The organism is Chitinophaga polysaccharea (assembly GCF_902150045.1).
GTDB classification, from domain to species: Bacteria; Bacteroidota; Bacteroidia; order Chitinophagales; family Chitinophagaceae; genus Chitinophaga; species Chitinophaga polysaccharea_A.
The window spans coordinates 3,197,066-3,220,348 of record NZ_CABFVU010000001.1 but is presented as its reverse complement, the minus strand read 5'-3'; the positions used below and the strand labels follow the sequence as shown (position 1 = coordinate 3,220,348).

Annotated in this window: 18 protein-coding genes; 7 read left to right on the top strand and 11 right to left on the bottom strand. The window is 47.9% G+C overall.

Annotated features, from left to right (window positions below; genetic code table 11):
* Window positions 1-8 precede the first annotated feature (8 nt).
* Both FN124_RS13200 and FN124_RS13195 read right to left on the bottom strand, forming a co-directional pair.
* Complete coding sequence (locus tag FN124_RS13200) at window positions 9-1,433, bottom strand: DNA/RNA non-specific endonuclease (RefSeq protein WP_142685176.1); 1,425 nt, start codon at window positions 1,431-1,433, stop codon at window positions 9-11.
* Window positions 1,434-1,805: 372 nt separating this feature from the next.
* The gene (locus FN124_RS13195) at window positions 1,806-2,708 is read right to left on the bottom strand and encodes a BPSS1187 family protein (protein WP_142685175.1); all 903 of its coding nucleotides are present in this window, start codon (window positions 2,706-2,708) and stop codon (window positions 1,806-1,808) included.
* A 108-nt stretch (window positions 2,709-2,816) separates the two neighbouring features.
* Between FN124_RS13195 and FN124_RS13190 the strand changes: the two genes are divergently transcribed.
* A complete protein-coding gene (locus tag FN124_RS13190; protein ID WP_142685174.1) occupies window positions 2,817-3,488 on the top strand; it encodes an MgtC/SapB family protein in 672 nt (223 codons plus the stop codon).
* A 58-nt stretch (window positions 3,489-3,546) separates the two neighbouring features.
* Here FN124_RS13190 and FN124_RS13185 read toward each other — a convergent pair whose 3' ends face one another.
* The gene (locus FN124_RS13185) at window positions 3,547-4,764 is read right to left on the bottom strand and encodes a family 16 glycosylhydrolase (protein WP_142685173.1); all 1,218 of its coding nucleotides are present in this window, start codon (window positions 4,762-4,764) and stop codon (window positions 3,547-3,549) included.
* 177 nt (window positions 4,765-4,941) lie between these two features.
* Window positions 4,942-6,681 carry a cellulase family glycosylhydrolase gene (locus FN124_RS13180; protein WP_142685172.1) on the bottom strand — a complete coding sequence of 580 codons (1,740 nt, stop codon included), beginning with the start codon at window positions 6,679-6,681 and terminating at the stop codon, window positions 4,942-4,944.
* 182 nt (window positions 6,682-6,863) lie between these two features.
* On the opposite strand from FN124_RS13180, the gene FN124_RS13175 reads away from it, so the two are divergent.
* Window positions 6,864-9,716: a triple tyrosine motif-containing protein gene (locus FN124_RS13175; RefSeq protein WP_142685171.1), complete on the top strand. Its 2,853-nt coding sequence runs from the start codon at window positions 6,864-6,866 to the stop codon at window positions 9,714-9,716.
* Window positions 9,717-9,818: 102 nt separating this feature from the next.
* A complete protein-coding gene (locus tag FN124_RS13170; protein WP_142685170.1) occupies window positions 9,819-11,057 on the top strand; it encodes a multidrug effflux MFS transporter in 1,239 nt (412 codons plus the stop codon).
* Here FN124_RS13170 and FN124_RS13165 read toward each other — a convergent pair.
* The gene (locus tag FN124_RS13165; RefSeq protein WP_142685169.1) at window positions 11,054-11,779 is read right to left on the bottom strand and encodes an SDR family oxidoreductase; all 726 of its coding nucleotides are present in this window, start codon (window positions 11,777-11,779) and stop codon (window positions 11,054-11,056) included. The genes FN124_RS13170 and FN124_RS13165 overlap by 4 nt on opposite strands.
* Window positions 11,780-11,850: 71 nt before the next feature.
* Complete coding sequence (locus FN124_RS13160; RefSeq protein ID WP_142685168.1) at window positions 11,851-12,432, bottom strand: Crp/Fnr family transcriptional regulator; 582 nt, start codon at window positions 12,430-12,432, stop codon at window positions 11,851-11,853.
* Window positions 12,433-12,528: 96 nt separating this feature from the next.
* On the opposite strand from FN124_RS13160, the gene FN124_RS13155 reads away from it, so the two are divergent.
* Window positions 12,529-12,834, top strand: coding sequence for a TfoX/Sxy family protein (locus FN124_RS13155; protein ID WP_221887769.1), 306 nt, complete (start codon window positions 12,529-12,531; stop codon window positions 12,832-12,834).
* 144 nt (window positions 12,835-12,978) lie between these two features.
* Complete coding sequence (locus FN124_RS13150; protein ID WP_142685167.1) at window positions 12,979-14,211, top strand: cation:proton antiporter; 1,233 nt, start codon at window positions 12,979-12,981, stop codon at window positions 14,209-14,211.
* 64 nt (window positions 14,212-14,275) lie between these two features.
* Here FN124_RS13150 and FN124_RS13145 read toward each other — a convergent pair whose 3' ends face one another.
* Window positions 14,276-16,432 (bottom strand): glycoside hydrolase family 3 N-terminal domain-containing protein, encoded by a 2,157-nt coding sequence (locus FN124_RS13145; protein ID WP_142685166.1) that lies wholly within the window; start codon window positions 16,430-16,432, stop codon window positions 14,276-14,278.
* Between the two features lie 128 nt (window positions 16,433-16,560).
* On the opposite strand from FN124_RS13145, the gene FN124_RS13140 reads away from it, so the two are divergent.
* Window positions 16,561-17,679: an aminotransferase class V-fold PLP-dependent enzyme gene (locus tag FN124_RS13140; RefSeq protein ID WP_142685165.1), complete on the top strand. Its 1,119-nt coding sequence runs from the start codon at window positions 16,561-16,563 to the stop codon at window positions 17,677-17,679.
* Between the two features lie 217 nt (window positions 17,680-17,896).
* Here the strand turns inward: FN124_RS13140 and FN124_RS13135 are convergent, their stop codons facing one another.
* Window positions 17,897-18,730 carry an aldo/keto reductase gene (locus tag FN124_RS13135; protein WP_142685164.1) on the bottom strand — a complete coding sequence of 278 codons (834 nt, stop codon included), beginning with the start codon at window positions 18,728-18,730 and terminating at the stop codon, window positions 17,897-17,899.
* 657 nt (window positions 18,731-19,387) lie between these two features.
* Between FN124_RS13135 and fusA the strand changes: the two genes are divergently transcribed.
* Complete coding sequence (gene fusA / locus FN124_RS13130; protein ID WP_142685163.1) at window positions 19,388-21,463, top strand: elongation factor G; 2,076 nt, start codon at window positions 19,388-19,390, stop codon at window positions 21,461-21,463.
* Between the two features lie 58 nt (window positions 21,464-21,521).
* Here the strand turns inward: fusA and FN124_RS13125 are convergent, their stop codons facing one another.
* From FN124_RS13125 to dusB, 3 genes are all read right to left on the bottom strand, one after another.
* Window positions 21,522-21,755: a hypothetical protein gene (locus FN124_RS13125; RefSeq protein ID WP_142685162.1), complete on the bottom strand. Its 234-nt coding sequence runs from the start codon at window positions 21,753-21,755 to the stop codon at window positions 21,522-21,524.
* Window positions 21,734-22,027 carry a hypothetical protein gene (locus tag FN124_RS13120; protein WP_142685161.1) on the bottom strand — a complete coding sequence of 98 codons (294 nt, stop codon included), beginning with the start codon at window positions 22,025-22,027 and terminating at the stop codon, window positions 21,734-21,736. The genes FN124_RS13125 and FN124_RS13120 overlap by 22 nt, the downstream gene beginning before the upstream one ends.
* Before the next feature lie 152 nt (window positions 22,028-22,179).
* Window positions 22,180-23,217: a tRNA dihydrouridine synthase DusB gene (gene dusB / locus FN124_RS13115; RefSeq protein WP_142685160.1), complete on the bottom strand. Its 1,038-nt coding sequence runs from the start codon at window positions 23,215-23,217 to the stop codon at window positions 22,180-22,182.
* Between the last annotated feature and the right edge of the window lie 66 nt (window positions 23,218-23,283).

The window sequence follows — 23,283 nt, the reverse complement described above, 5'->3', positions numbered from 1 at the left end:
TACATTGCCTACTGTCCGTTATCTATTTTTTTCACCAGTTCCTGTCGTACCACCTGTGGTATTTTGTCCAGCAACCTATAACGGGTAGCTTTCTCTATCTCCTCCACGGATGTCAGGTATGCGCTCCATCTTATATTAACATTATTTTTGTTTGGCGTGTTCACTGCAATGATACGCGTGTTTTTATTAATACGCAGCAAGTCGTTGTTTCCCTCTGGTAAAACCACCAATATTTTCCATATATGATCCGGCACCGTCACTTTACGGCCATCTATTGTTCTGGCCAGTCCCTTGCTGCCGGTGCCTCCGCTCCCATAGCTTCCCATGATCACGTATACCTCGTTGCCTTTCATTACCAGTTCACGGGTGTATTCTTCCAGGTTCTTCCATAAGTGCTGGTTATGGTTGGGCGCCTGGGGGATCATATTGGTCATGAGGAAAGTGGATTCATTGGCTGCACGAGTCGCGGTGCGGTCGCCGGAAGGACAATTATGCCCCCTGTCGAAGCCGCTGCCCATGTAGCTGGTTTGGGATACCTGGTACCAGCTGCCGGGAATATCGGCATCGGGCCGGAAATCATTGGCCCTGGACATTTTCCCGAGATCCTTACGCGATACGTGCCAGGAAACCCAGTTGGGCGCGCCCTTGTCGCGGTTATAAGACAACACGTAATACCCCTTATCCATCAGGTAATTATTGGCCATTACCAGCGATTCACCGGCATTGCTGGGGTTGCCCAGCAGCATATTGTCATCATCACCGCCGGCAGGCTTTCCCTCCGGTTTTGCCGGTATTACCTTTCCCCCGGCGGTTACCCTGAATATATCGAAGTTGATGCGGCTGTTGCCGGCATCTGTTTTACGGATATCAAAACGGATGGTACCCGTGCTCTTTGCGGTAAATGTGGCTGTTTTAAGCACGCCGGAAGTAACACTAACGGGATCACCAGCACGAAAATAGCTTTGTCCGTGGTTCACCGATGCCCATAGCTCCCAGGTGCCTGCTTTATCCATTCCGTAACCGGCATATCTCAGTGTAACCGTTACCGTTCCCTTTACCGGAATATCGAATTTCATTCCGGCCATACCATTACCACGGATACGCAATGCCTGCATGCCGGTTTTATGATCCTCCTCCAGGTTGCCGGTTACGGCATCCTTAAACTTCCAGGTACCGCTGGATAATTCCACGTCGCCACTGTTGTAATTTGTTTTGGAACCAGACTCAAAATCTTCTGCCAGTAAAAATATACCGGTGCGGGTTGTAGTATTCTTTTTGTGAGATGATTTTTTCGCAGGAGATGTTGGTTTGTCTCCGGTGATTTTTCGGGAACAGGTGGTCACCGCAAATGCAGCGATGATCAATATAACGATAATGGCTAAACTGCTGGATCCCTTTTGCTGCTTCTTTTTTTTCCTCTTCTTCTTTGACATAGAATGGTAACGAACAGTGGCGAAGATAAAGAATAAACAACAGAGAAGATCTCCGGTTTCCCCTGTTTTTTAACAACGCTTAATAAAAGGGTTGGAATAATACACTGGTCTTTTGTTTTATGCAGGTTACTCCGTTATTGGCCGGTGTGCGGGAAACAATCGTTTTCAAATATCCCGGTTACAGCGTATAGCCCCCGGGGTTATAGTGCCGCGAAAAACTTCATGAATTGCTCACACGCCTGCTATTGGAAGAACAGACTGAATATATCATGCCTGCATGCGGGAGGCTCACTTTCAGGGAAACGGAAGCATGCCATGTGATGAGTAGGATGAAAAAGAAGCCGGTTCTCAGTGCAGAACCGGCTTTCATCCTTAATGCGCTGTGGCGCTGCTGATCATATATTTCCACACAGCTGTAAACTCCGTGCCTAATGTTGATCCGTGTTTATCTTTCCGATCTATATCCGTTACAAGGATACTTTTTCCCGGACGTACCGGCATTCCCGGTTGCACCATGGTGGTATCGGTTACCGCCTGGTGGCTTACCGCACTTACATCTGCCACCTGGTACTGGTAATTAAACGGATCCTTTGTATGCAGGAAGGCATAATACCTGTTTGCCGGCGTACGACCCCGCTCCCGCTGCCAGTGAGCAGGAGCATTAAAATACTGCAGGTAATCCTGCGGACCGGAGAACATCAGTACGCCACGCAAGCGGAACTGTTTCCCGAAATACGCTGCATGACCCGCTCCCTGCGAGTGACCTGCGGCAATAACCTTATCCCACTGCACCTTTCCGTTGTGCACAAATTCACGCCAGCCTTTATCCTGTGCAGCCAGGTATACCAGCAGCTTTGTAACCCGGTTCACTAAGCTGTTGGCTGAATCCACTTCTACCTTATCACTCACAGCTGTACCAAACATAATTTCCTGGCGGAAATGATCAAAACAGGTACTGTCTTCACTTTTGGAACAGGCCGTTGTTATCACCGTATTTAAATAATCAGGGGTTATAACATAATAGCCCATTGCAGCAAAACAGCTGTCGATTGCCCGGAAATCAGCTGCCTTTCCATTGGTGCCGGGGATCATCACCAACAGCTGATGACGGTTATTACCTGCAGCGGGTTCTACAGCCAGATGTGGCGTGTGCACCATTCTCAGTCGTACCTGGGTTTCTCCCGGCGTTACAGCCCGGAACTTCACCTGGGCCTGTATTACAGCGGAAGAGAGCAGCGCGCTTAAAACAAGTACGTGGTATTTTATCTTGTGCATATGTAGAATATTAATGAGTGGGTGTTAAGATACAAATTTTGATCTTCTTTAACAGTACGGCTATACGTAAACCGGGATGAAAGAAAATTTATTCTGTAAATTAGTAGTATGATACCCTGGACGGAAATATTAATACGATTATTGCTGGCAGCGGTTTTTGGCGGCATCATAGGTTTGGAAAGGGAACGGAAGGATTGGGCAGCGGGCTTAAGAACACATATGATGGTTTCGGTAGGCGCTGCATTAACCATGATGGTTTCCGCTTACGGCTTTTCCGATATCCTGGGCCACCCGAACGTAGTATTGGATCCCTCCAGGGTAGCTGCACAGGTGATCAGCGGTATCGGGTTCATCGGCGCAGGCACTATTCTTTTTTTGAAAGAAGGCGTAGTACGCGGGCTCACCACTGCAGCAGGCTTATGGACGGTGGCTGCCATTGGCCTCGCTACCGGCGGAGGGATGTATTTTGCGGCCTTTATTGCTACAGCTATTGCCATTGTTATCCTGTGGCTGCTACAGCCGGTGGAGAAAAGATTCCTCAGCAGGTTTGAACAGAAAACAGTCCGCATCATTACTTTTGAACGGAGTAAATCCATAGAAATAACTGACAAACTGTTTCAAAACACTGCTCTGAGCATTACCTCCTGCAACATTGAGCAAACAGACGCCTTCTTCTTTATCACTATCCGTTTCAGAAGCATGGATAGAGCTATTGTTGGAAAGCTGATCGCCGATATACAGGCAGATGCCGGCGTAAAAGAAGTGTCCTGGAACAGTTAGCCTTATAAAAGAAAGCCGGCCGTAAATACGGTCGGCGGGATCCATCAACCTTTATCAATCAGTAGTGAAATGCTTCCCAGCCGGAAACGGTGGTGCGGTTACAGGTCATAGGCTGCGTACCGTTTTCGCAGGATATATACCGGCCGTTATTGCCCCTGAGCGAAATACTGCCATCTGTGTTCACTATCCAGTCAAATTTCTCCCAGTCGCCCACACTGGTACGGTTACACGTAATCGGGTTAACGCCGTTCTCCGAGGAAACATATTTGCCCTGGCTTTTCAGCGCTACTTTGCCGCCGCCGGCGTCTTCCACGGTAAACTGCTCCCAGGCCTGTGCGGTGGCACGGTTGCAGGTCATAGCCTGGGTACCGTTCTCACTGCTTACATAGGCATTGTTAAATCCTTTAAGGGTGATAGTACTGCCAATGGGCGCTCCACCGCCATTGTTGGTAATGGAGTATACTCTTACATAGTCTACATACATATTAGCGGGCAGTTTACTTTCATCGATCGTTTGCCCGGGGAAATCACCTCCCACTGCCATGTTGAGGATAATAAAAAACTGGTTGTGGAATTCTTCCGTGCTGTTGATATTGTTCTGGATATTGGCAGTTGCATACTGGTTGCCATCAAGGTACCAGCGGATGGAGCTGGCGTCCCACTCTACCGCATATACGTGGTAATCCGTAATAGTGGTGCTGGAAGTACCGCCATAGGAAACATGGCCGCCGGCGTCCCAGTGGATAGTGCCATAAATAGTACTGCTGGTATTTACCTGCTCCATAATATCAATTTCCCCGCATTTTGGCCAGCCAGCTGTACCAATGTTATTGCCCAGCATCCAGAATGCAGGCCACAGGCCCTGCCCGGAGGCCAGTTTAATACGCGCTTCAATGCGGCCATACTGAGTGGTGAAGTGACCTGCGGTGTTCATACGCGCGGAGGTATACGGCCAGCCGTTAACGGACTGCTTCCTGGCAGTGATCACCAGGTTGCCGTTGCTTACGCTGGCATTGGACGACTGGTAATACTGCTTCTCGTTGTTAACACCGGGGCCGGTTTCAAAAGACCATTTGGAAGTGTTGACACTGTTGCCGTCAAATTCGTCGGACCAGATCAGCTGGTAAGCTGCTGCTGCCTGCGCTGCTACGGCAGTAGCAGGCCGGGCATCCAAAGATTGCAGATTATTGGTTGTTTGCGCCTCTTTTTTACAGGCGGTGATGGTAACCATTAACAGGAAGGAACCTACGCCAATGGAGATCAGTTTTTCTTTCATGGAATTTACAATTAATAAAAAGGTGAACAAATAAGGCTAATGGATCAACGTGGAACTGATTTTATCTTATGGAGTAAATATGCTGTTTGTAACCGGGCTAACAAAATTCAGGGCTACGTCAAATATACTTCGTGGTGATTTACCTTACCCTTTCTGCTCCGGGTAAAGCAATTGATGCTACTTCCGTTCAAAGATCATTTCACTGAATACAGCTCCTCCCTTCACAAATGTGATACGGATACGGTTCTCCCCCTGAGGGAAACGGATATTTTTAAGGATCACCCCAGCGCCGGAAGACGGCACTTCCACATTTGTGGCGAGTGCCTTCCCGTTGCTGCTGACATTAAACTTTGCAGACGTACTATCTGCCTCTGTCTTTATTTTTACAGTAAGCGTATAGTTCCCGGCAGATGCCACCCACGCGGTATATTGCAGCCATTCGCCGTTTTCAATGTGAAACACTACAAACTCATTACTATCCTTTCTGATATCCACGCCATCATTGCGGTAGGCATAGCCGCGGTTTCCCTGCGTATTTACACCGGGCGTATAATGATAACTGGCAGTATCCAGGTCGTTATAGGCAAACTGGTTCCTGCCCAGGTCATAGTCCACTGCCCTGATCACGGCCCTGTCTTTTATGATATGTTCTTTAAAGGGAATTGCTTTACCCGAGCTCACCTGCCGGAACATGGCATCTGTCACATCTTTATGATAAATATTATTTTCCAGCCGGGTATTATTTACAAATTCCATCAGCGCCCGGTAAACTTCATCGGCAGAAGGCGCCGGTCCTTTGCCATTCCAGTAGTCAAGGATGGCCTGATACCCCGGTGTAAGCTTTATTTCCAGGGGGTTATTGATGCCCATCTTTTTCAGCTGCCACCATGCCCAGCCAATATTATTGCTTTCCACCATGGCGATGGTATTGGTAAACCAGTTATTGGAATTTTCCCCTGATTCCCCCAGCCATAACGGGATATTATATTTCTCCCTCAAATCCAGGAAACTCCGGATGGAAGATACCTGTGTGAAGTTGCCATATTTGTGAAAACTGATCACCATGTTACTGTCCCAGGCAGGTAAAATACCCTGGTAATTATTCCCGAAACCATTGCCTTCAATAATGATAATATGTTGCTGATCCACTTCCCTGATAGCTTTGGTGATATCTTTCATAAGTTGTTTCAGGAGAATATTCTTTGTTTCCTTTGTCCCTTTTTTATCTTCCGAGTCTTCAAATCCCCAGTTGGGCTCATTAATGATATCATAGCCACCTATCCAGGGCTCATTGGCGTAACGCGCTGCCAGCTTGCGCCATAAGGCAATAGTTTTATTCCTGTTAGCTTCGCTTTCCCAGAGAGATGGTTTTTCAGGGTGCCTGTCGGAAATAGGCAGATCGTTCCCCTGGCCTCCGGGTGCGGCGTGCAGATCAAGGATCAGGTACATATGATTGGCCTTGCACCAGTTCAACAGGGAATCAGTAAGTGCAAACCCTTTCTCCAGCCAGGTGTTTTGTCCAGGTACCGGCTCTTCGTCTACCGGCAAGGTATACAGATTGAAGTGCATGGGCAGTCGCACGGAATTAAATCCCCAGGCGGCCATGGAATCAATATCCTTCCTGGTGGTATGACTGCCAAGCCATGCGTCATAAAATGCCTGTGTTCTTTCCGGTCCTATCAGCTCCCGGATCTTTTCGCGTATCCTGTATTGCTGGCCGATATTACCGAGACGGAACATGTATCCCTCCTGCAGCATCCAGCCGCCTAGCCCCATTCCCCGGAGGATCACCTTTTCGTTTTTTTCGTTTACAATAAGAGGTCCGCGTGTTTTCAGATAGCCCTGCCCGTTGGCCCGGAGCATAACGGCAGATAATAAACTGAATGCTATAACGTGGAATTTTGGCAATGATGGCATGTATATACGTCTTTAAAAAGAAAAATAAGGATAGCCAAGATCTGTATTTAACCGGTAAAATTCATTTCCGGGACTACGTCATTTCTACTTCAACCAACATTAAAATATTGATTGTTAATCTATCTTCATTACTTCTTACCTACATCAGCAAAAAATTTTTACATTTAGCAAAACGCTTTTAAATGAAGCATTTGTTGTTGCTGGCCCTTTTATTCCACGGAAAAATATTATCAGCCCAGAATACGATCGGACTACCCGCTGTAGTGAATTTCAGCAAAGCCCAATACCAGGGAAATGGCCAAACCTGGGACATCGATGCAGACACGAGGGGTATCCTGTATTTCGCCAACAATGAAGGGTTGCTTACATTCAACGGCAACTACTGGAAGGGCTATCCTGTTCCCAACAATACCCGCTTGCGGGCTGTGAAGGTGGCGCCCGACGGGAAGATCTATGTAGGCGCGCAGGATGATTTCGGGTATTACCTGCCCAACAGGAACGGTGTCCTGGAATATACTTCTCTCAAAAAATATATTTCCGCAGGACAAACAGAATTTGCGGACATCTGGAACATTGCACTTTATAACAACGGCGTTTACTTCAAAAGCAATAATAAAATATTTGAATGGCGTAACCGGCGGATGCAGGTATACAATGCCCCCACCGAATGGAAAATAATGGGCAGCACCGCCGGGGGTGTATATGCACAGGATTTGCAGCAAGGCTTACTGGAACTGGTAAACGGCCGCTGGCAACCCGTTTGCGCCAATCCCAAACATATATTGATCACTGCTTTCCTGGAAGAAAAAAATGACACGCTGCTGGTAGCCACACTGAAAGACGGCCTTTTCCGCATTGTTAACCGGCAGCTGATCCCCCTGCCAACAGAAGCGGATGCCATTTTCAGGAGCAGCAGGATCTATTGCGCCATCCCGCTGGGCAACGGGCAACTGGCTGTAGGCACTTTCTCCAAAGGTTGTTTTATGATCAATGCCAACAACGGCAAAGTGATCCAGCAATTCAGCATGGATGAAGGCCTGCAGAATAATAATGTGCTCAGGCTGTTTGCCGATCCCCGCCATAATATATGGCTGGCACTGGACAATGGCATCGACCAGCTGCGGTACAACACTGCTATTAAACAGATATTGCCGGCCAAACATAACTCCCTTACTACCTATGCCGCAAAAGTATTTAACCGGCAGCTTTACATCGGTACGTCCGACGGGTTGTACAGCACTCCGCTGGATGCCGTAACGGATCTCAGCTATTCAAAAGGCAACTTCCAGCCGGTAGCCAATACCCGCGGACAGGTATGGAACCTCACTACGATTGGCTCCCACCTGCTCATGGCTCACCAGGAAGGTACCTTTGAGATCAGCGGCAACCAGGCCACCCCATTGCTGAAAGACCTGGGCTGCTGGGCATACCTGCCGCTTTCAGGCAAAATAATTACCGGATGTTACAATGGCCTGGCCCTGATCCGCTATAATAATTCCCGGGTGAGCGTTACCCGGCACCTGGCCGGCCTCTATGAATCGCTACGTTTCCTGGCGGCCGACGGGCAGCAACACATCTGGTCGTCGCACCCTTACCGCGGGGTTTACCGGTTTACCCTGAAGAACGATACCGCCGTGGATTACCGGCTGTTCACCCAAAAGGACGGGCTTCCCGCCACCAACAATAACTATGTTTTCCGTATCCGGCAACAGATCGTAGCCGCTACTATGAAAGGCATTTATGAATTTGAGGAAAGCAGCGGGCAATTTATCCCGGCCCAGGGAATATTTACACCGCTGAAAAATATACCTGTGCAATATCTTTCGGAAGACAGCAGCGGCAACATCTGGCTGGTGGCGGATAAAAAGCCCGGTGTATTAAATCCCAAGCAACAAACCCTTACCTGGTTTCCTGAGCTGGCAGGAAAAATAGTAAGCGGCTTCGAATTCATTTACCCGTTTAATGAAGAGAATATTTTTTTTGGCGGAGATAAAGGCATTTATCATCTCAATTATAAAAAATACTCCCGTCATAATGCCGGGCTGTCGGTGCTGCTTGGCCAGGTAAAAGCCAGCAGCCGCAAAGATACGCTCCTGTATGGAGGCTATCAAACCACAGAGCCGCTGCAACCGGTGGTATTGCCCAACGCATTTAACAGCTTCCATTTTGAATACACCGCTCCGCCTGCGGAACAGGGCAATCATATTACTTACAGCTATCAACTGGCAGGGTTTGATAAACAGCCTGGTGATTGGACGGTGAAAACAGAAAAAGAATATACCAATCTTCCTTATGGCGACTATACCTTCTCTGTAAAGGCAAAGGATAACCTGGGCAATATTTCGGCGGCTGCCAGCTATTCTTTTACCATTTTACCTGCCTGGTATCAAACCTATGCCGCCAGAGCAGTTTACCTGCTGTTACTGGCAGGCATGATCTGGTATCTTTACCGGCGCCAGCAAAAAAAGTTTGCTGCGCAGAAAGATATACATCAGCAGGAACAGCAGCATCTTATTTTCCAGCATCAGCTGGAACTGGAGAGAAATGAAAAACAACTGATCCAGCTGCGCAATGAAAAACTGGAATCAGATGTACAACATAAAAATAAAGAGCTGGCCACCGCTGCCATGCACCTGGTGCAGAAAGGCAAACTGATTTCCAATATCCGGGAAGAGCTGATACAAAGCGTAAAGAAAACCAATGACCCCGAAATGCTTCCTTCTTTCAAAAAAGTAATGCGGTTATTTGAAGAAGCAGAAAATAATGAAGAAGACTGGGCACAATTTGCACAGCATTTTGATGAAGTACACAACAATTTCCTGCGCACGCTGAAGAAACGCTATCCGGATCTCACCACTACGGATCTTAAGCTCTGTGCTTACCTGCGTATTAATCTTACTACAAAGGAGATAGCGCAATCCATGGGCATTTCCGTAAGAGGCGTAGAAACCAGCCGGTACCGCCTTCGCAAAAAACTCTGTATCCCCGGTGAAACAGGATTGTATGATTTCCTCACGAATATTACCGGGGAGTAGTTGTCGCCTCCCTGTAAAATCAGGAGAAGATAACATACACATCAGGCTAAGGGCGATAATTCTTCTTACTTTTGCGGAGAGTTTTTTAAACGATATATTATTTTGACCAGCGAACTTTCGAAATCGAAATACTTCTTTTTAATCCTGATCCTTGGCACACTTACAGCATTAGGGCCTTTTTCCATCGACATGTATCTTCCCGGGTTTCCGGCCATAGGAAAGGATCTGGGAGTAGATCCTACCAGGCTGGCCCTGTCGCTTTCCAGTTTTTTCATCGGCATCTCCGCGGGGCAACTGCTGTATGGCCCGCTGCTGGACCGGTTTGGCAGGAAGAAACCATTGTATATAGGGCTGGTGCTGTATGTGATCTCCTCTATTGGTTGTATGTACGTATCATCACTGAACGGGCTGATCGTATTACGCCTTGTGCAGGCCATAGGCAGCTGTGCCGCAGCGGTGGCTTCTGTAGCCATGGTGCGCGATCTTTTCCCGGTTAAAGACAATGCAAAAGTATTTGCGTTGCTGATGCTGGTGGTGGGTACATCTCCCATGATTGCGCCTACTGCAGGCAGTTATGTTACCAGCGCCTTTACCTGGCACGCAGTGTTCCTGGTATTGGGTATTATGGGTGCGCTGATCCTTACGGCTACTGTGCTCTGGCTGCCGGAAAGCTTCCAGCCTGACACGTCGATGTCGTTAAAGCCTGGTCCTATTATCAGTAACTTTCTGCAGGTGGTGAGCGAGCCACAGTTTTACACCTATACTTTTGCTGGCGCCGTTTCCTTTTCCGGCCTGTTTGCTTATGTATCGGCCTCGCCGCAGGTATTCATGGATATTTATAAGCTCAGTGATAAAGCCTATGGGTGGATCTTTGCGGGCCTCTCCGTAGGATTGATCGGCTCCAGCCAGGTGAACAGCCTGCTGTTGAAACGGATCAGCAGTCAGCAGATAGTACCGGTAGCACTGGTTTGTCAAACTATTACCGGGCTTGTTTTTATCATATGCGCCTGGAATAATTTCCTGTCGTTGCCCGGTATCATCGCACTACTGTTCATATACCTCTGCTGCCTGGGCTTTATCAATCCCAATACCTCCGCATTATCGCTGGCTCCATTCAGTAAAAATGCAGGCAGCGCCTCTTCGCTGATGGGCGCTACTCAAATGGGAATAGGAGCGCTTGCCTCTACAGTAGTGAGTTTATACAATACCCACACGGCAACGCCGATGGCTATTATCATGTGCGGCACATCGTTGCTGGCACTGTTCATATTGCTGATATGCCGGCGTAATATTAAAATGGCTGTAGCAGCAACGCCAGGCGCTGCTGCCATAGCGCATTAAACCAATACCGCGCCACCGTCGGCCACCACTACCTGCCCGGTGCTGAACCCGTTCTGCATAAGATATAAAAAGGTTTGTGCAATATCTTCCGGTTCGCCTACACGGCCCACCGGGAGTATGTTTGCCGCCTGCTGATACATGGTTTCACGGTCGGCGGCAGGCATTTCCGCCCAGAGATCGGTTTTTACAATACCCGGTGATACGGCATTTACACGTATAGGCGCCAGTTCCATCGCCAGTACACGGGTAAAGCCTTCCATAGCTCCGCAAATACAGGCGCCTGCTGCCCAGCCCTTTTGCGGCCGGAGGCTGGCAATGCCCGTGGTAAGCCCTATGGAGCCCCCGGGAAGTATATTTTTACTGCCATATTTCACAGCGTTGAACGCTCCCAGGAAACGTAACCCGAAAGCCGCCTGCATATCTGTACTGGTAAGATCCGACACCTGGCCAAAAGGAAAAGCACCGCCGGCGGTAAACACCAGGTGATCAAAAGTGCCCGACGTGGTAAAGAAATCGCGCACTGCTGCTTCATTGCCAAGATCCACGGCGAAGCCTTTGGCGGTGGCCGGCAAAGTGGTCAATGCCTTGTTAATCCGCTCCTGGTTACTGGAAACAATCACCACCGTTGCTCCTTCCGCAGCTGCTGCCTTTGCGGTAGCCAATCCAATGCCGGCCGAACCGCCCAAAAACAATACTTTTTTTCCTGTAAGATCCGTATTCATAAATATTATTTTTTATGAACACAAAATTCGGACGCCGGCGGCTGACCTCATTTAACAAATGGTAAAAAGTATCAGGAACGGCCATTCTTCCTGATCCTGCTGAGCGATTGCCGGGTAATGCCAAGAAAAGAGGCAATAGCGCTTAATGGTACGCGGGCTACGATATCCGGTTCCTTTTGCAGGAAGTGACGGTAGCGTTGCGAGGCATCCAGCCCCATATATTCATTGCGGGTCTGGATCTTTTCCAGCAGCCCCTGTTGGGTGATAGTATTTATTAACGCTTCCAGGTAAGGGATATCTTCGTATAGCCGCAACAGGTATTCCCTGTGCAACGCGATCACCCTGGCATCACAGGCAGCTTCCAGTGTGTAATCCGACGGTACATTTTTTGAAAAACTGTCGAGCACCGTGGCACACCTGTTCTCCTTCAGGAAAAACATGGTAATGTCTTCCCCTTCATTGGTACGTTTTACCAGTCGCACAACACCTTCACAGATAAAGAACAGCTCCCGCGCAATTTTTCCTTGTGCAAGCAGCACCGTTCCTTCCTTCACCTCCTGTACGCACAACCCGCCGGATAACAACTGCCAGTGCTCGCCCGGTATAGGATGCAGGTGTTGCAGAAAACGGAAAAAGGTATCCATACAGTTCATAGTGCGCAATTTCTTCACAATATTATAGATAGTATCTGACAATACCCGCAGTAGCGAAGGAAATTGTATCTTTAATATCTCCCAAAAAATATTTCAATGGCATATAATGAATTACTCGCAGACCGTGTACGTGAAATCCTTTCTGCCGCTACCGATAACATCATTGAAAAGCAAATGTTCGGCGGCCTGTGCTTTATGGTAAACGATAAAATGTGCGTGGGTGTAAAAACCGATAAAATAATGGTCCGTATTGACCCAGAAAAATCCGGAGAGGTACTGGAATCTGCTACCGGTGCGGAAGCAATGGTGCATGGCAACCGGGTAATGAAAGGATATATTTTTGTAGATGAAAATGAGTTACACACTAAAAACAACTACTGCACTGGATTAAAATGGCATTAGAATTTAACGTAAATGCTAAATCTTCCAGGAAAAAATAACCTGATAATGCCGGTCCGTCCCTGATTTGCTGCATTTTTTTCTATCTTTAAAACCACTGTAGCAATTTTAGGAACCTGATTTATAACCGGCATTATTCGATTACTTATGAACACATTTACGCTGATAACGGCTTTAGTTACCATTAGTGCATTAATTTCCTACATCAACAACCGATTCATCAAACTCCCCGGAACCATAGGCGTGATAGTGGTTTCGCTCCTGTTATCTTTACTGATTTCACTGACAGGTAAAATTTTCCCTGATGCTTTTACTTTTATCAAGGATGTGACCAATGGCATCGACTTTACCGGCACCCTGCTGGATGTGATGTTAGGTTTCCTGCTTTTTGCCAGCGCCCTGCATTTTGATTTCAATAAGCTGAAAGCGCAACGGTATCCCGTACTGGTATTGAGCACTGTGGGTGTAATAGGCTCTACTTTTATATTCGGATGCCTGCTGTACTGGGCCACTGAGCTGTTGCATATAGATGTGCCGCTGGTGTATTGCCTGTTATTCGGAGCGCTCATTTCACCCACAGATCCTGTAGCAGTATTATCTATCTTAAAAAAATCAAAAGTACCGCCTGCACTTGAAACTATCATTGGTGGAGAGTCTTTGCTAAATGATGGCACCGGCATCCTGTTATTTGTGATCCTTAAAGAAGTAGCAGGCCAGGCCGATACTCATGTGTCGCTATCGCATGCAGCTGCTGTGTTTTCACAGGAAGTATTCGGCGGTATTGTGCTGGGTGTTATCTCCGCCATTGTTGCCTACAGAACTATGAAACGTGTAGACGACTTCAATATTATTGTTATGGTGTCTTTATCTATGGTAATGGTGATTTCCGTTCTAGGCGCCATGTTACATGTGTCTATTCCACTGGCGGCCGTTTCAGCCGGTTTAATATTGGGCAACACCTCCCTGGGTACTAAAAATGCAGAAGAAATACAGCATTACTTTCACAACATCTGGAGCCTGATAGATGAACTGCTGAATACCATTTTGTTTGTAATGATAGGGCTGCAGATCGTGATCATGCCATTCCTGAAAAATTATTGGTTCACCGGCCTGATGGCCACTGTATTTGTGCTCATTGCAAGGGCGCTGAGTATCACTATCCCGGCTATTGTATTAAAACGCTCGCTGAAAACGAACTACAAAAGCATTGGTATCCTCGTTTGGGCCGGACTGCGCGGGGGTATTTCTGTGGCGCTGGCACTTTCGTTACCGGAGTCGCCATATAAAGAACTGATCCTCTCTGCCAGTTACTTTGTAGTGCTCTTCTCTATTATTGTGCAGGGCCTCACCCTAAAGAAAGTGGTGGACCGGATGATCTGAGCGGATTTTGTCTGACTCAGGATTATGATGATTATAATCCTGAGTCAGACAAAATCCGCGTGCGTTAACGGAGTAAGAACTCCTGCGACAGCACGAAGTCGGCAGAGCTTTTCCCTATATTTATTTTATACCTGCCTTTGTATAATTTCCAGTTATGTTGTTGTAAATCCCATTTTTGTAGCTCTGTTACGGGTATTTCAAGTATTGCAGTTTCTTCGCCGCCTTTGCTCACATGCACCCGTTTAAAGGCTTTCAGTTCCTTTACCGGCATACGTTCCATGTTAGGGTAAGTGATATAGGCCTGTAGTACTTCATCGCCATCAAATGGACCGGTGTTTTTAACGGATACGGATACACGGATAGTGTCTTTACTGCGGTATTCCTTTGCCGGCGCAGTATGCCAGTTATAATCAAACTTCGTGTAGTTGAGACCGTAGCCGAACGGATATGCCGCCTTTCCTTCAAAATAACGGTAAGTGCGGTTCTTCATACTGTAATCTTTATAATCCGGTAAGTCGTTCAGGGATTGATAAAACGTAACCGGCAACCGCCCTGCGGGCGAATATTTTCCGAAGATGATATCAGCGAGGGCATTACCTCCCTGTTCCCCGGGATACCATGCCAGGATGATAGCGTCTGCATAGGGAGCGATAGCGTCCACATCTACAGCGCTGCCTGCAGTGATCACTGCGATGATGGGCTTCTTATGCGCCTCCCTTAATTTCTTCATAAACAGGATCTGCGAACGGGGCAGGCTCAGCGTATTTTTATCGCCACCGGAAGGCGACAGGAAAGCATCGCCTTCTTCCCCTTCCAGCAAAGGTGTTAAGCCAATTACGGCTATGGTTACATCGCAGTTCTGCGAAGCCCAGATGCCGCCAAAATGCAGGGTATCGGTAAAGTCGCATCCCTGGTCGTATTGCATGGCCATACCTGGCCCGGCGGCTTTGGCTAAACCAGCAGCAAAGGTCACCATATTGCCCGATACGCCGTGATAATTGCCCATCAACGCTTCCAGCGATGCTGAGTTGGAGCCGGTTACCAGCATGGAGGCATATTTATCCCCGGTCAGCGGCAACACCCCCTCATTTTTAAGCAGTACCATGCTTTCACGTGCGGCTTCACGCGCCAGCCGGGCATGATAGTCGTTGTTTACACTATCTTCCCCATACCGGCTGTAAGGGCTTGCGGCCGGTGCATCCAGTAATCCCAGTTTAATGCGGGTACGCAGTGTAGCGCCCAGTGCACTGTCTACATTCGCACTGGTAAGCCATCCCTTGTTGATGGCTTTCATCACATCGTCCTGCAAAATATTGGCACAGTCCAGGTTTACACCTGCTTTTACCGCGGCCGCGGCTACTTCCTCACGGGTAGGAATGGCTTTATGGCGCAGCCAGATATCGTCCAGCGCCCAGCAGTCGGTTACTACCTGTCCGCCGAATTTCCATTCATGCCGCAGGATATCCTGCAGCAATGTGTTACCGGTGCAGCAGGGCTGACTGTTAACACGGTTATAAGCGCACATGACCGACTCTACTTTATCATCCACCAGTTTCTTAAAAGCATACAGATAGGTTTCCCGCAGGTCTTTCTCATCGACGATGGCGTTAAAGCTGTGCCGGTCGGCCTCGGGACCACTGTGTACTGCGAAGTGCTTGGCGCAGGCAGCGGTTTTCAGCATGCCCGGTACATCGCCCTGCAGCCCCTGTACAAAAGCGCCGGCCATGGTAGCGGTGAGGTAAGGATCCTCTCCGTATGTTTCCTGTCCCCGGCCCCAGCGGGGATCGCGGAAGATATTGATGTTAGGCGTCCAGAAGTTGAGTCCCAGGTATTGTACATGCCGGTGCTGTTGTACCGCGAGGTTATATTTAGCCCTGGCTTCTGTAGAAATAGTGTTGGCTACTTCCCTGGCCAGTGGCGCATTAAAGGAGGCCGATAACCCGATGGCCTGCGGATATACAGTGGCCTCTCCGCCCCTGGCAATACCATGCAGCGCTTCATTCCACCAGTTATAGGCGGGGATCTGCAAACGGTCGATGGCCGGGCTGTTGTAACCCAGCAGCGATATCTTCTCGGGAAGGGTAAGGGTACGCAGCAGGTCGTTCACCCGTTCATTCAGCGGGGCATCCGCTTTACGGAAGAGTGCCGGCCGCTGTGCCGCTGCATTTAAAGTAAATAAACACATTAAAGCGCTAAAAAAGAAGACCTGTTTTCTCCACATACTAAACCATTTTTTCTATAAGAGATGCTATGTTCCCCGCAAGTTATCATATAAAAAACATAATCGCATGGCGGTCTCGCCACAATGGTTTATTTTGTTTATTATCGTGAAGAAAATAATAAAATAGTATGACTAATTGGGAAAAGATCAGGGCTGACTACCCGGTATGTAATAACTGTACTTATTTTTTCACCAACGGCGGCGGACCGGTAAGCACTCCCCTTGTACAAAAGGCAACTGCGCTACTCACTGAGCTCAGTGAAAAAGGCCGGGGGGTAATGCCGGGATGGGATCAGCAGACCCGTGAAGTAAGAGGCCTTATCGCTGGCATGATCCATGCCCAAGCCAGTGAAATTGCCTTCATCACCAATACCTCCCAGGCTATGATCCTGCTGTATGGTATGTTCCCAAAGCAGTATGAGATCATCACCATGCGTGATGAATTTCCCAGCAGCTTTGTGGGTTGGATGCATAGCGGGAACACCGTTCAGTTTGTGGATAGTGACGAGCATAATGTGATCTCAGTGGCAGACATCGCCGCTAAAATCACACCTGCTACCCGCATCCTGATCACCAGCCATGTGATGTTCAGAACCGGCTTCCGTCAGAACCTGAAAGCTATCGGTGAATTGTGCAAACAACATCAGCTGATCCACATTGTAGACGCCACACAATCGTTTGGCGTAAACAATATTGATGTACAGGAATACAACATAGACATACTCATTTTCCATGCCTACAAATGGGTCGGCGCCGGTTATGGCGCAGGCGCCATGTATGTGTCACAGGAAATACTGGACCGGTATCCGCCGCAGGTGATGAGCTGGTACAATGTGGATTACGAAAAACCCGACTTTGACCTGGTACAGGACTATACAAAGTTCACTCCCAAAAAGGACGCCACCGTATTTGAAACCGGCACGCCGCCGTTTATCAATATCCTTTTACTGGGAGAAGCGCTGGAGTATATTCAACGTACGGGCGTTCCCGTTATTGAGTCCTATGTTCAGGAACTTATTGCATACCTGGGGCAACAGGCTGCAGCACATCATATCCCACTTCTCTCCGCTTACCCGGCTGAGCATCTTTCTGCAATACAGCTGCTGGAAATCACGCCGGAACAGAATGAAAAAATAGTGAAGAATAATATCCGGGCAAGGTATAAGAACAACCGGCTCACCGTAGCCCTTAACTGCTACAACAATAAAGCTGATATAGACAGGTTGTTCGCAGTGCTGGGAGAATAGAGCGGAGTTTGTCTGACTCAGGATCAGGATGATTATAATGATTAGGCTGAGGGTTTAACCTGTGCTTTGCTGTAATAAGCGAAATTAAAGTAATTAAGGGAGATATAAGACACGCTTACATCTCCCTTAATTATTATAAATAAAACGTAAAAAATAAAATCAAACAAATCAGTATAATCAACGTAATCAGTGAGTCAGACAAAACCCGCACACTCCCTTAAAAGTTGAAGTTATCCGGGTCCGGGCCTACTCTTTCTCCGCGATCCAGGGCATCTATCTGCTGTATATCTTCCTTGCTGATTTCAAAACTGAATAACTGCGCATTGGAAATCACCCTGTCCTGGCGGATACTTTTAGGAATGGTAACTACTCCTTTCTGCAGGTCCCATCTTAATACCAGCTGGGCTACTGATACTTTATATTTTTCCGCCAGTTGTTTCAGCAAAGGGACTTCAAATGCTTTACCCTGCATCAGGGGGCTCCAGGCTTCGAACTGCACATTGTTCTTTTTACAGAAATCAAGCAGAACGGGCTGTACCAGGTAAGGATGGAATTCCAGCTGATCAACCATCGGAATCACCTTTGCACTTTGGAACAGGTCTTCCAGCTGATGTTGCAGGAAATTGCTGACACCGATCGCTTTCACACGGCCATCTGCATAGAGTTTTTCCAATGCGCGCCAGGTTTCTTTGTATTTGCCTTTCACCGGCCAGTGTATCAGGTAAAGGTCGAGATAATCCGTTTTCAGTTTTTCCAATGAGGTCTCAAATGCTTTCAGGGTGCTGTCGTAACCCTGGTCGGCATTCCAGACCTTTGTAGTCAGGAAGATATCCTTACGGTCGGTCGCATTTTTCTCAATGGCAATACCTACCCCTTCCTCATTGCCATAGATAGCCGCGGTATCTATATGGCGGTAACCTACATCGAGTGCATAGGTTACTGAGTCGATCACTTCCTGGCCTTCCTTTGTTTTAAAAACACCTAATCCGAAATAAGGCATCTGCACACCATTCGATAATTGCACAGTACCGTTAATGTCTGTAATATTCATATAATGGAGGTTTATTTATTGTTTGAAATGCCCACCCGGCTGCGCGCCTGCCATCATGCCCAGGCATAAGCCGGGTAGGATGACAGGGCTCCGGTAATTCCTTCATCACACATTCAGTGCTTACAGATTTACAGCTGCAAAGTTACGGTGGAACAAAATAGGTGTATTGGTAAATATCACAGATATTTTTGTACAAATAAGAGAAAAAGGACCCGGGGACATTAACCCCCTGGTATTAGTTTATTATTTAAAAACATCTTATCTTTGCGGAGCAATTTTAAAAGTATATGAACAACTATCTCACATATCAGGCAGGCAGTCATGCAGCAACCGTAATCAGAGCGGTAATTGCAAGTACCCGCATTGTCTTAATTCAAGACGGGGAGGCAAATCCATCCCGGATATGAGAGGTTAATATATAACTCCTGAAATCTTTTCAAGGGGCCTCTTCATCCGAAGAGGCTTTTTATTTGCTTCCCCACGCTCCCGGTTCTTTTAGCAAACAATAACATTATGAGCAGCAACAGGAAATTTATTATTAAAGCATCAATGTCATTTACACGGCTGGCCCGGTAATGCAGACTTCCTGTTGCGTAAAGCAAAGGCCGCTCATTACCAGGTGAGCGGCCTTTTTTAATTCCTTTTAAAGAAGAAAATATGAAACGCTTAGCAGATTTTAGAAATATAGGTATCATGGCACATGTCGATGCAGGTAAAACAACGCTTACTGAACGAATGCTTTACTTCACCGGCTTCACACATAAATTAGGTAATGTAGACGATGGTAACACCGTAATGGACAGTGATCCGCAGGAAGAAAAAAGAGGTATCACCATTTCTTCTGCGGCTATCACTACCTACTGGAAACACGAGGATAATACCTGGCAGATCAATATCATTGATACGCCCGGCCATGTTGACTTCACCGCGGAGGTGGAACGCTCCCTGCGCGTGCTCGATGGCGCTGTAGCCGTATTCTGCGCCCGCTCCGGTGTACAACCGCAGTCAGAAACAGTATGGCACCAGGCGGATCGCTATCATATTCCCCGCATTGCGTTCATCAATAAGATGGACCGGCAGGGCGCCGATTTCCGGCGCGTTGTAGGCGACATACGTCAACGGCTAAACGCCAATGCACTGCCGGTGCAATTACCTATCGGTGCGGAAGACGACTTCAGCGGTGTAATAGACCTGGTTACCATGAAAGCGCTCGTATGGAACACTGCCGACGGCAAAACATATGAAACACAGGAAATACCGGCTGCCTTGCTGAACGAAGCCATTGAAGCGCGTAATTATTTACTGGAAGAATTATCGCTGCTGGATGAATCCCTGCTGGACAAATATGCTACTTCACCGGAAAGCATCGTTCCCCAGGATATTTACACGGCGCTGCGCAGCGCTACCATCCGCATGGAAGCCGTGCCCGTACTGGCGGGCGCTGCCTATAAGAACAAAGGCATTCAGCCCCTGCTCGATGCAGTAGCCACCTACCTGCCTGCTCCTTCAGATATTGGCGATGTAAAAGCCGTCAATTCAGAAACAGATGCGGACATAGCGATCCCCGTTAGCGAAAGTGCGCCGCTGGCAGCACTAGCGTTTAAGATCATCACCGATGACTACGTAGGGAGGTTAACGTTAGTGCGCGTGTATGCAGGTGTATTGCATAATGGCGACACCATATGGAACAGCCGCACCGGCCGTAAAGTAAGGATCAGCCGCCTGATGAGGATCATGTCTGATAAGTATGAAACCGTAGAAGCAATAGGCGCCGGCGATATCGGCGCGATAGCAGGACTAAAAGACGTAAAAACAGGCGACTCCCTTTCTCACCCGGATCACCCGGTACTGCTGGAACAAATCAGCTTCCCCGAACCGATGATCGGTTATGCGATAGAAGCAAAATCGGCGAAAGATAACGACAAACTGGGCGATGCCCTGAACAGGCTGCAGGAAGAGGATCCTACGCTCACGGTAACTGTAGATAACGCTACCGGGCAAACGATCCTGAAAGGCATGGGTGAGCTTCACCTGGAAGTGGTGCTGGAAAAACTGGCCACACAATATCACCTGGACATCAACAAAGGACAGCCGCAGATCGCGTACAAGGAAATATTTACGCAGGCGGTTACCCATCGTGAAGTGTATAAAAAACAAAATGGCGGCTCCGGTAACTTTGCCGACATACAGTTTGAATTATCACCCGGCGATGAACAGGCAACAGGTTTGGAGTTTATCAACGAAATTAAAGGCGGTGCCATTCCAAAAGAATTCATCCCTTCGATCAGTAAAGGCTTCGAATCGGCCATGCACAACGGCGTACTGGCTGGTTACCCGGTGAAGTCCATGCGGGTGAGATTACTGGATGGTTCCGTGCATAGCAACGACTCCCATGCACCGGATTTTGAACACGCTGCCATCATTGGCTTCAAAAGCATAGCTGCTAAAGCAGCTCCCCACCTGCTGGAACCCTGGATGAAGGTAACAGTTACCATGCCGGAAGAATTTACCGGCACCATTACCGGCGACCTGAACAGGCGGCGTGGGGTGATCAGGCACATAGAGATGGATGGGCCCGTGCAAACCATCACTGCTATGGTACCCTTATCAGAATTATTCGGGTATATAACGGTGTTGCGTACACTCTCTTCCGGAAGGGCGTCTGCTTCTCTCACATTCGACAGCTACCAGGTGGTATCCGGTAACATCACCAGCAATGTGCTGGCTAAATAAAATGAAAATGGTGAAGGTTATACTCCTTCACCATTTTTGTTAACAATAAAACCTTTTCTTATTTCAGTTCTTCATTACCACCATGAACATCCTGGTAAAATTTCTTTACAAACCTGCTATCGGGCAATGAATTCAATACGGCTATCAGCCATTTCCCATCTTTCTTCTCTACTTTTCCTTTATAATAACCAACAGACATCAGCTGTATCTGACCGTCTGTAAGGTCTGTCCAGAGATTACTGGCATACATGGTTACCCGCACGGTATCATTTACGGCCGGGTAAAACTGCATATTGGAAATGAGGTGCCTTGAGAGGAAATGACTGTTGCGGGTACTGAGTAAAGCGAATCTATTTTAGCAGTCCAGTTCTCCTTTCCCCTCAGCTTTACACCATCAATTTCTCCCCGGATGTTATCATCCATAAACTCTACGCATTTCGCCAGGTTTCCATTGTCGAAATGTCCACAAAAACCATAAATTACTTTTTCAATCTTTTGCTGGTCGCGGTATTCCAGTTCGTGAGGATCGGGCGCCGGTATTACAGCAACGGTGCTGTCGCCCACCGGCTTTTTTCCGGAGATGTGTGACAGGCAAGGAAGCCTGTGATGCCAAGAACAAGCGCAGTGGCTATCGGGAAAAATCTGGACATTTTATAAATTTTGTGATATAACAAAACAAACGCATAAATAGTTTTACTATATCACAAAACATCAGCTTATAACGGGCACTTCTGGTGATAATCGATCAGCTCAATCGGGGTATTGGCCAGCTCAATTCCTTTGTAGTAGGTTTCGATTTCATCCAGCACCTCTTCTACTTCCTCCACGGTTTTGAGGGTTACCAGCCGGGAACGGAACTGTTTGATATTCGGTAAACCTTTCAGGTAATTGGCATAGCAACCACGCATCTCGTTGATTCCCTGTACGGGGCCTTTCCATTCCACAGACAGGCGCAGGTGTTTCTTGCTTACGGCAATACGTTCTTCCAGGGTGGGCCCTGCCATGGTCCCGCCGGTATTCACATAATGTTTGATTTCCCGGAATAACCACGGATAGCCGATCACAGCGCGGCCAATCATGATTCCGTCCACACCATAGCGGTTCTTATACTCCAGGGCTTTCTGCGGGCTGTTGATATCCCCGTTGCCAAAAATGGGAATATGGATACGGGGGTTGTTTTTTACTTTGCCGATGAGGGTCCAGTCGGCTTCACCTTTATACATCTGGCAGCGGGTACGGCCATGGATGGCGAGGGCTTTGATGCCTACATCCTGTAACCGCTCTGCCACTTCTTCAATATTCTTTGAGTCGTCGTCCCAACCCAGCCTGGTTTTCACCGTAACAGGCAGTTTGGTAGCCTTTACACAGGCTGCCGTAAGCCGTACCATGAGGTCAAGATCTTTCAGTACACCGGCCCCGGCGCCTCTTCCGGCCACCTTTTTTACCGGGCAGCCAAAATTAATATCCAGCAGGTCCGGATTGGTAACATCAACGATCTTCGCCGCCATTGCCAGGCTGTCTTCGTCGCCGCCAAAGATCTGTATCCCCACGGGGCGCTCGTATTCAAAAATATCCAGCTTTTTACGGCACTTAATGGCATCGCGGATCAACCCTTCACTGGAAATAAACTCCGTATACATGAGGTCGGCGCCGGCATCCTTGCACACCGCCCTGAAGGGAGGATCGCTCACATCCTCCATAGGAGCCAGCAGCAAAGGGAAATCGGGAAGTGTTATGTTATCAATCTTTACCAAAATCTATAAATTTTCATGGCAGCCGCAAAGATAAAGAATTTATCGCCTCCGGCGATACGTGGATTT

Coding starts and splice junctions, on each gene's coding strand:
- FN124_RS13200 (WP_142685176.1), bottom strand. CDS start 1,433: ATGTCAAAGAAGAAGAGGAAAAAAAAGAAGCAGCAAAAGGGATCCAGC.
- FN124_RS13195 (WP_142685175.1), bottom strand. CDS start 2,708: ATGCACAAGATAAAATACCACGTACTTGTTTTAAGCGCGCTGCTCTCT.
- FN124_RS13190 (WP_142685174.1), top strand. CDS start 2,817: ATGATACCCTGGACGGAAATATTAATACGATTATTGCTGGCAGCGGTT.
- FN124_RS13185 (WP_142685173.1), bottom strand. CDS start 4,764: ATGAAAGAAAAACTGATCTCCATTGGCGTAGGTTCCTTCCTGTTAATG.
- FN124_RS13180 (WP_142685172.1), bottom strand. CDS start 6,681: ATGCCATCATTGCCAAAATTCCACGTTATAGCATTCAGTTTATTATCT.
- FN124_RS13175 (WP_142685171.1), top strand. CDS start 6,864: ATGAAGCATTTGTTGTTGCTGGCCCTTTTATTCCACGGAAAAATATTA.
- FN124_RS13165 (WP_142685169.1), bottom strand. CDS start 11,779: ATGAATACGGATCTTACAGGAAAAAAAGTATTGTTTTTGGGCGGTTCG.
- FN124_RS13160 (WP_142685168.1), bottom strand. CDS start 12,432: ATGAACTGTATGGATACCTTTTTCCGTTTTCTGCAACACCTGCATCCT.
- FN124_RS13155 (WP_221887769.1), top strand. CDS start 12,529: ATGGCATATAATGAATTACTCGCAGACCGTGTACGTGAAATCCTTTCT.
- FN124_RS13150 (WP_142685167.1), top strand. CDS start 12,979: ATGAACACATTTACGCTGATAACGGCTTTAGTTACCATTAGTGCATTA.
- FN124_RS13145 (WP_142685166.1), bottom strand. CDS start 16,432: ATGTGGAGAAAACAGGTCTTCTTTTTTAGCGCTTTAATGTGTTTATTT.
- FN124_RS13140 (WP_142685165.1), top strand. CDS start 16,561: ATGACTAATTGGGAAAAGATCAGGGCTGACTACCCGGTATGTAATAAC.
- FN124_RS13135 (WP_142685164.1), bottom strand. CDS start 18,730: ATGAATATTACAGACATTAACGGTACTGTGCAATTATCGAATGGTGTG.
- fusA (WP_142685163.1), top strand. CDS start 19,388: ATGAAACGCTTAGCAGATTTTAGAAATATAGGTATCATGGCACATGTC.
- FN124_RS13125 (WP_142685162.1), bottom strand. CDS start 21,755: ATGCAGTTTTACCCGGCCGTAAATGATACCGTGCGGGTAACCATGTAT.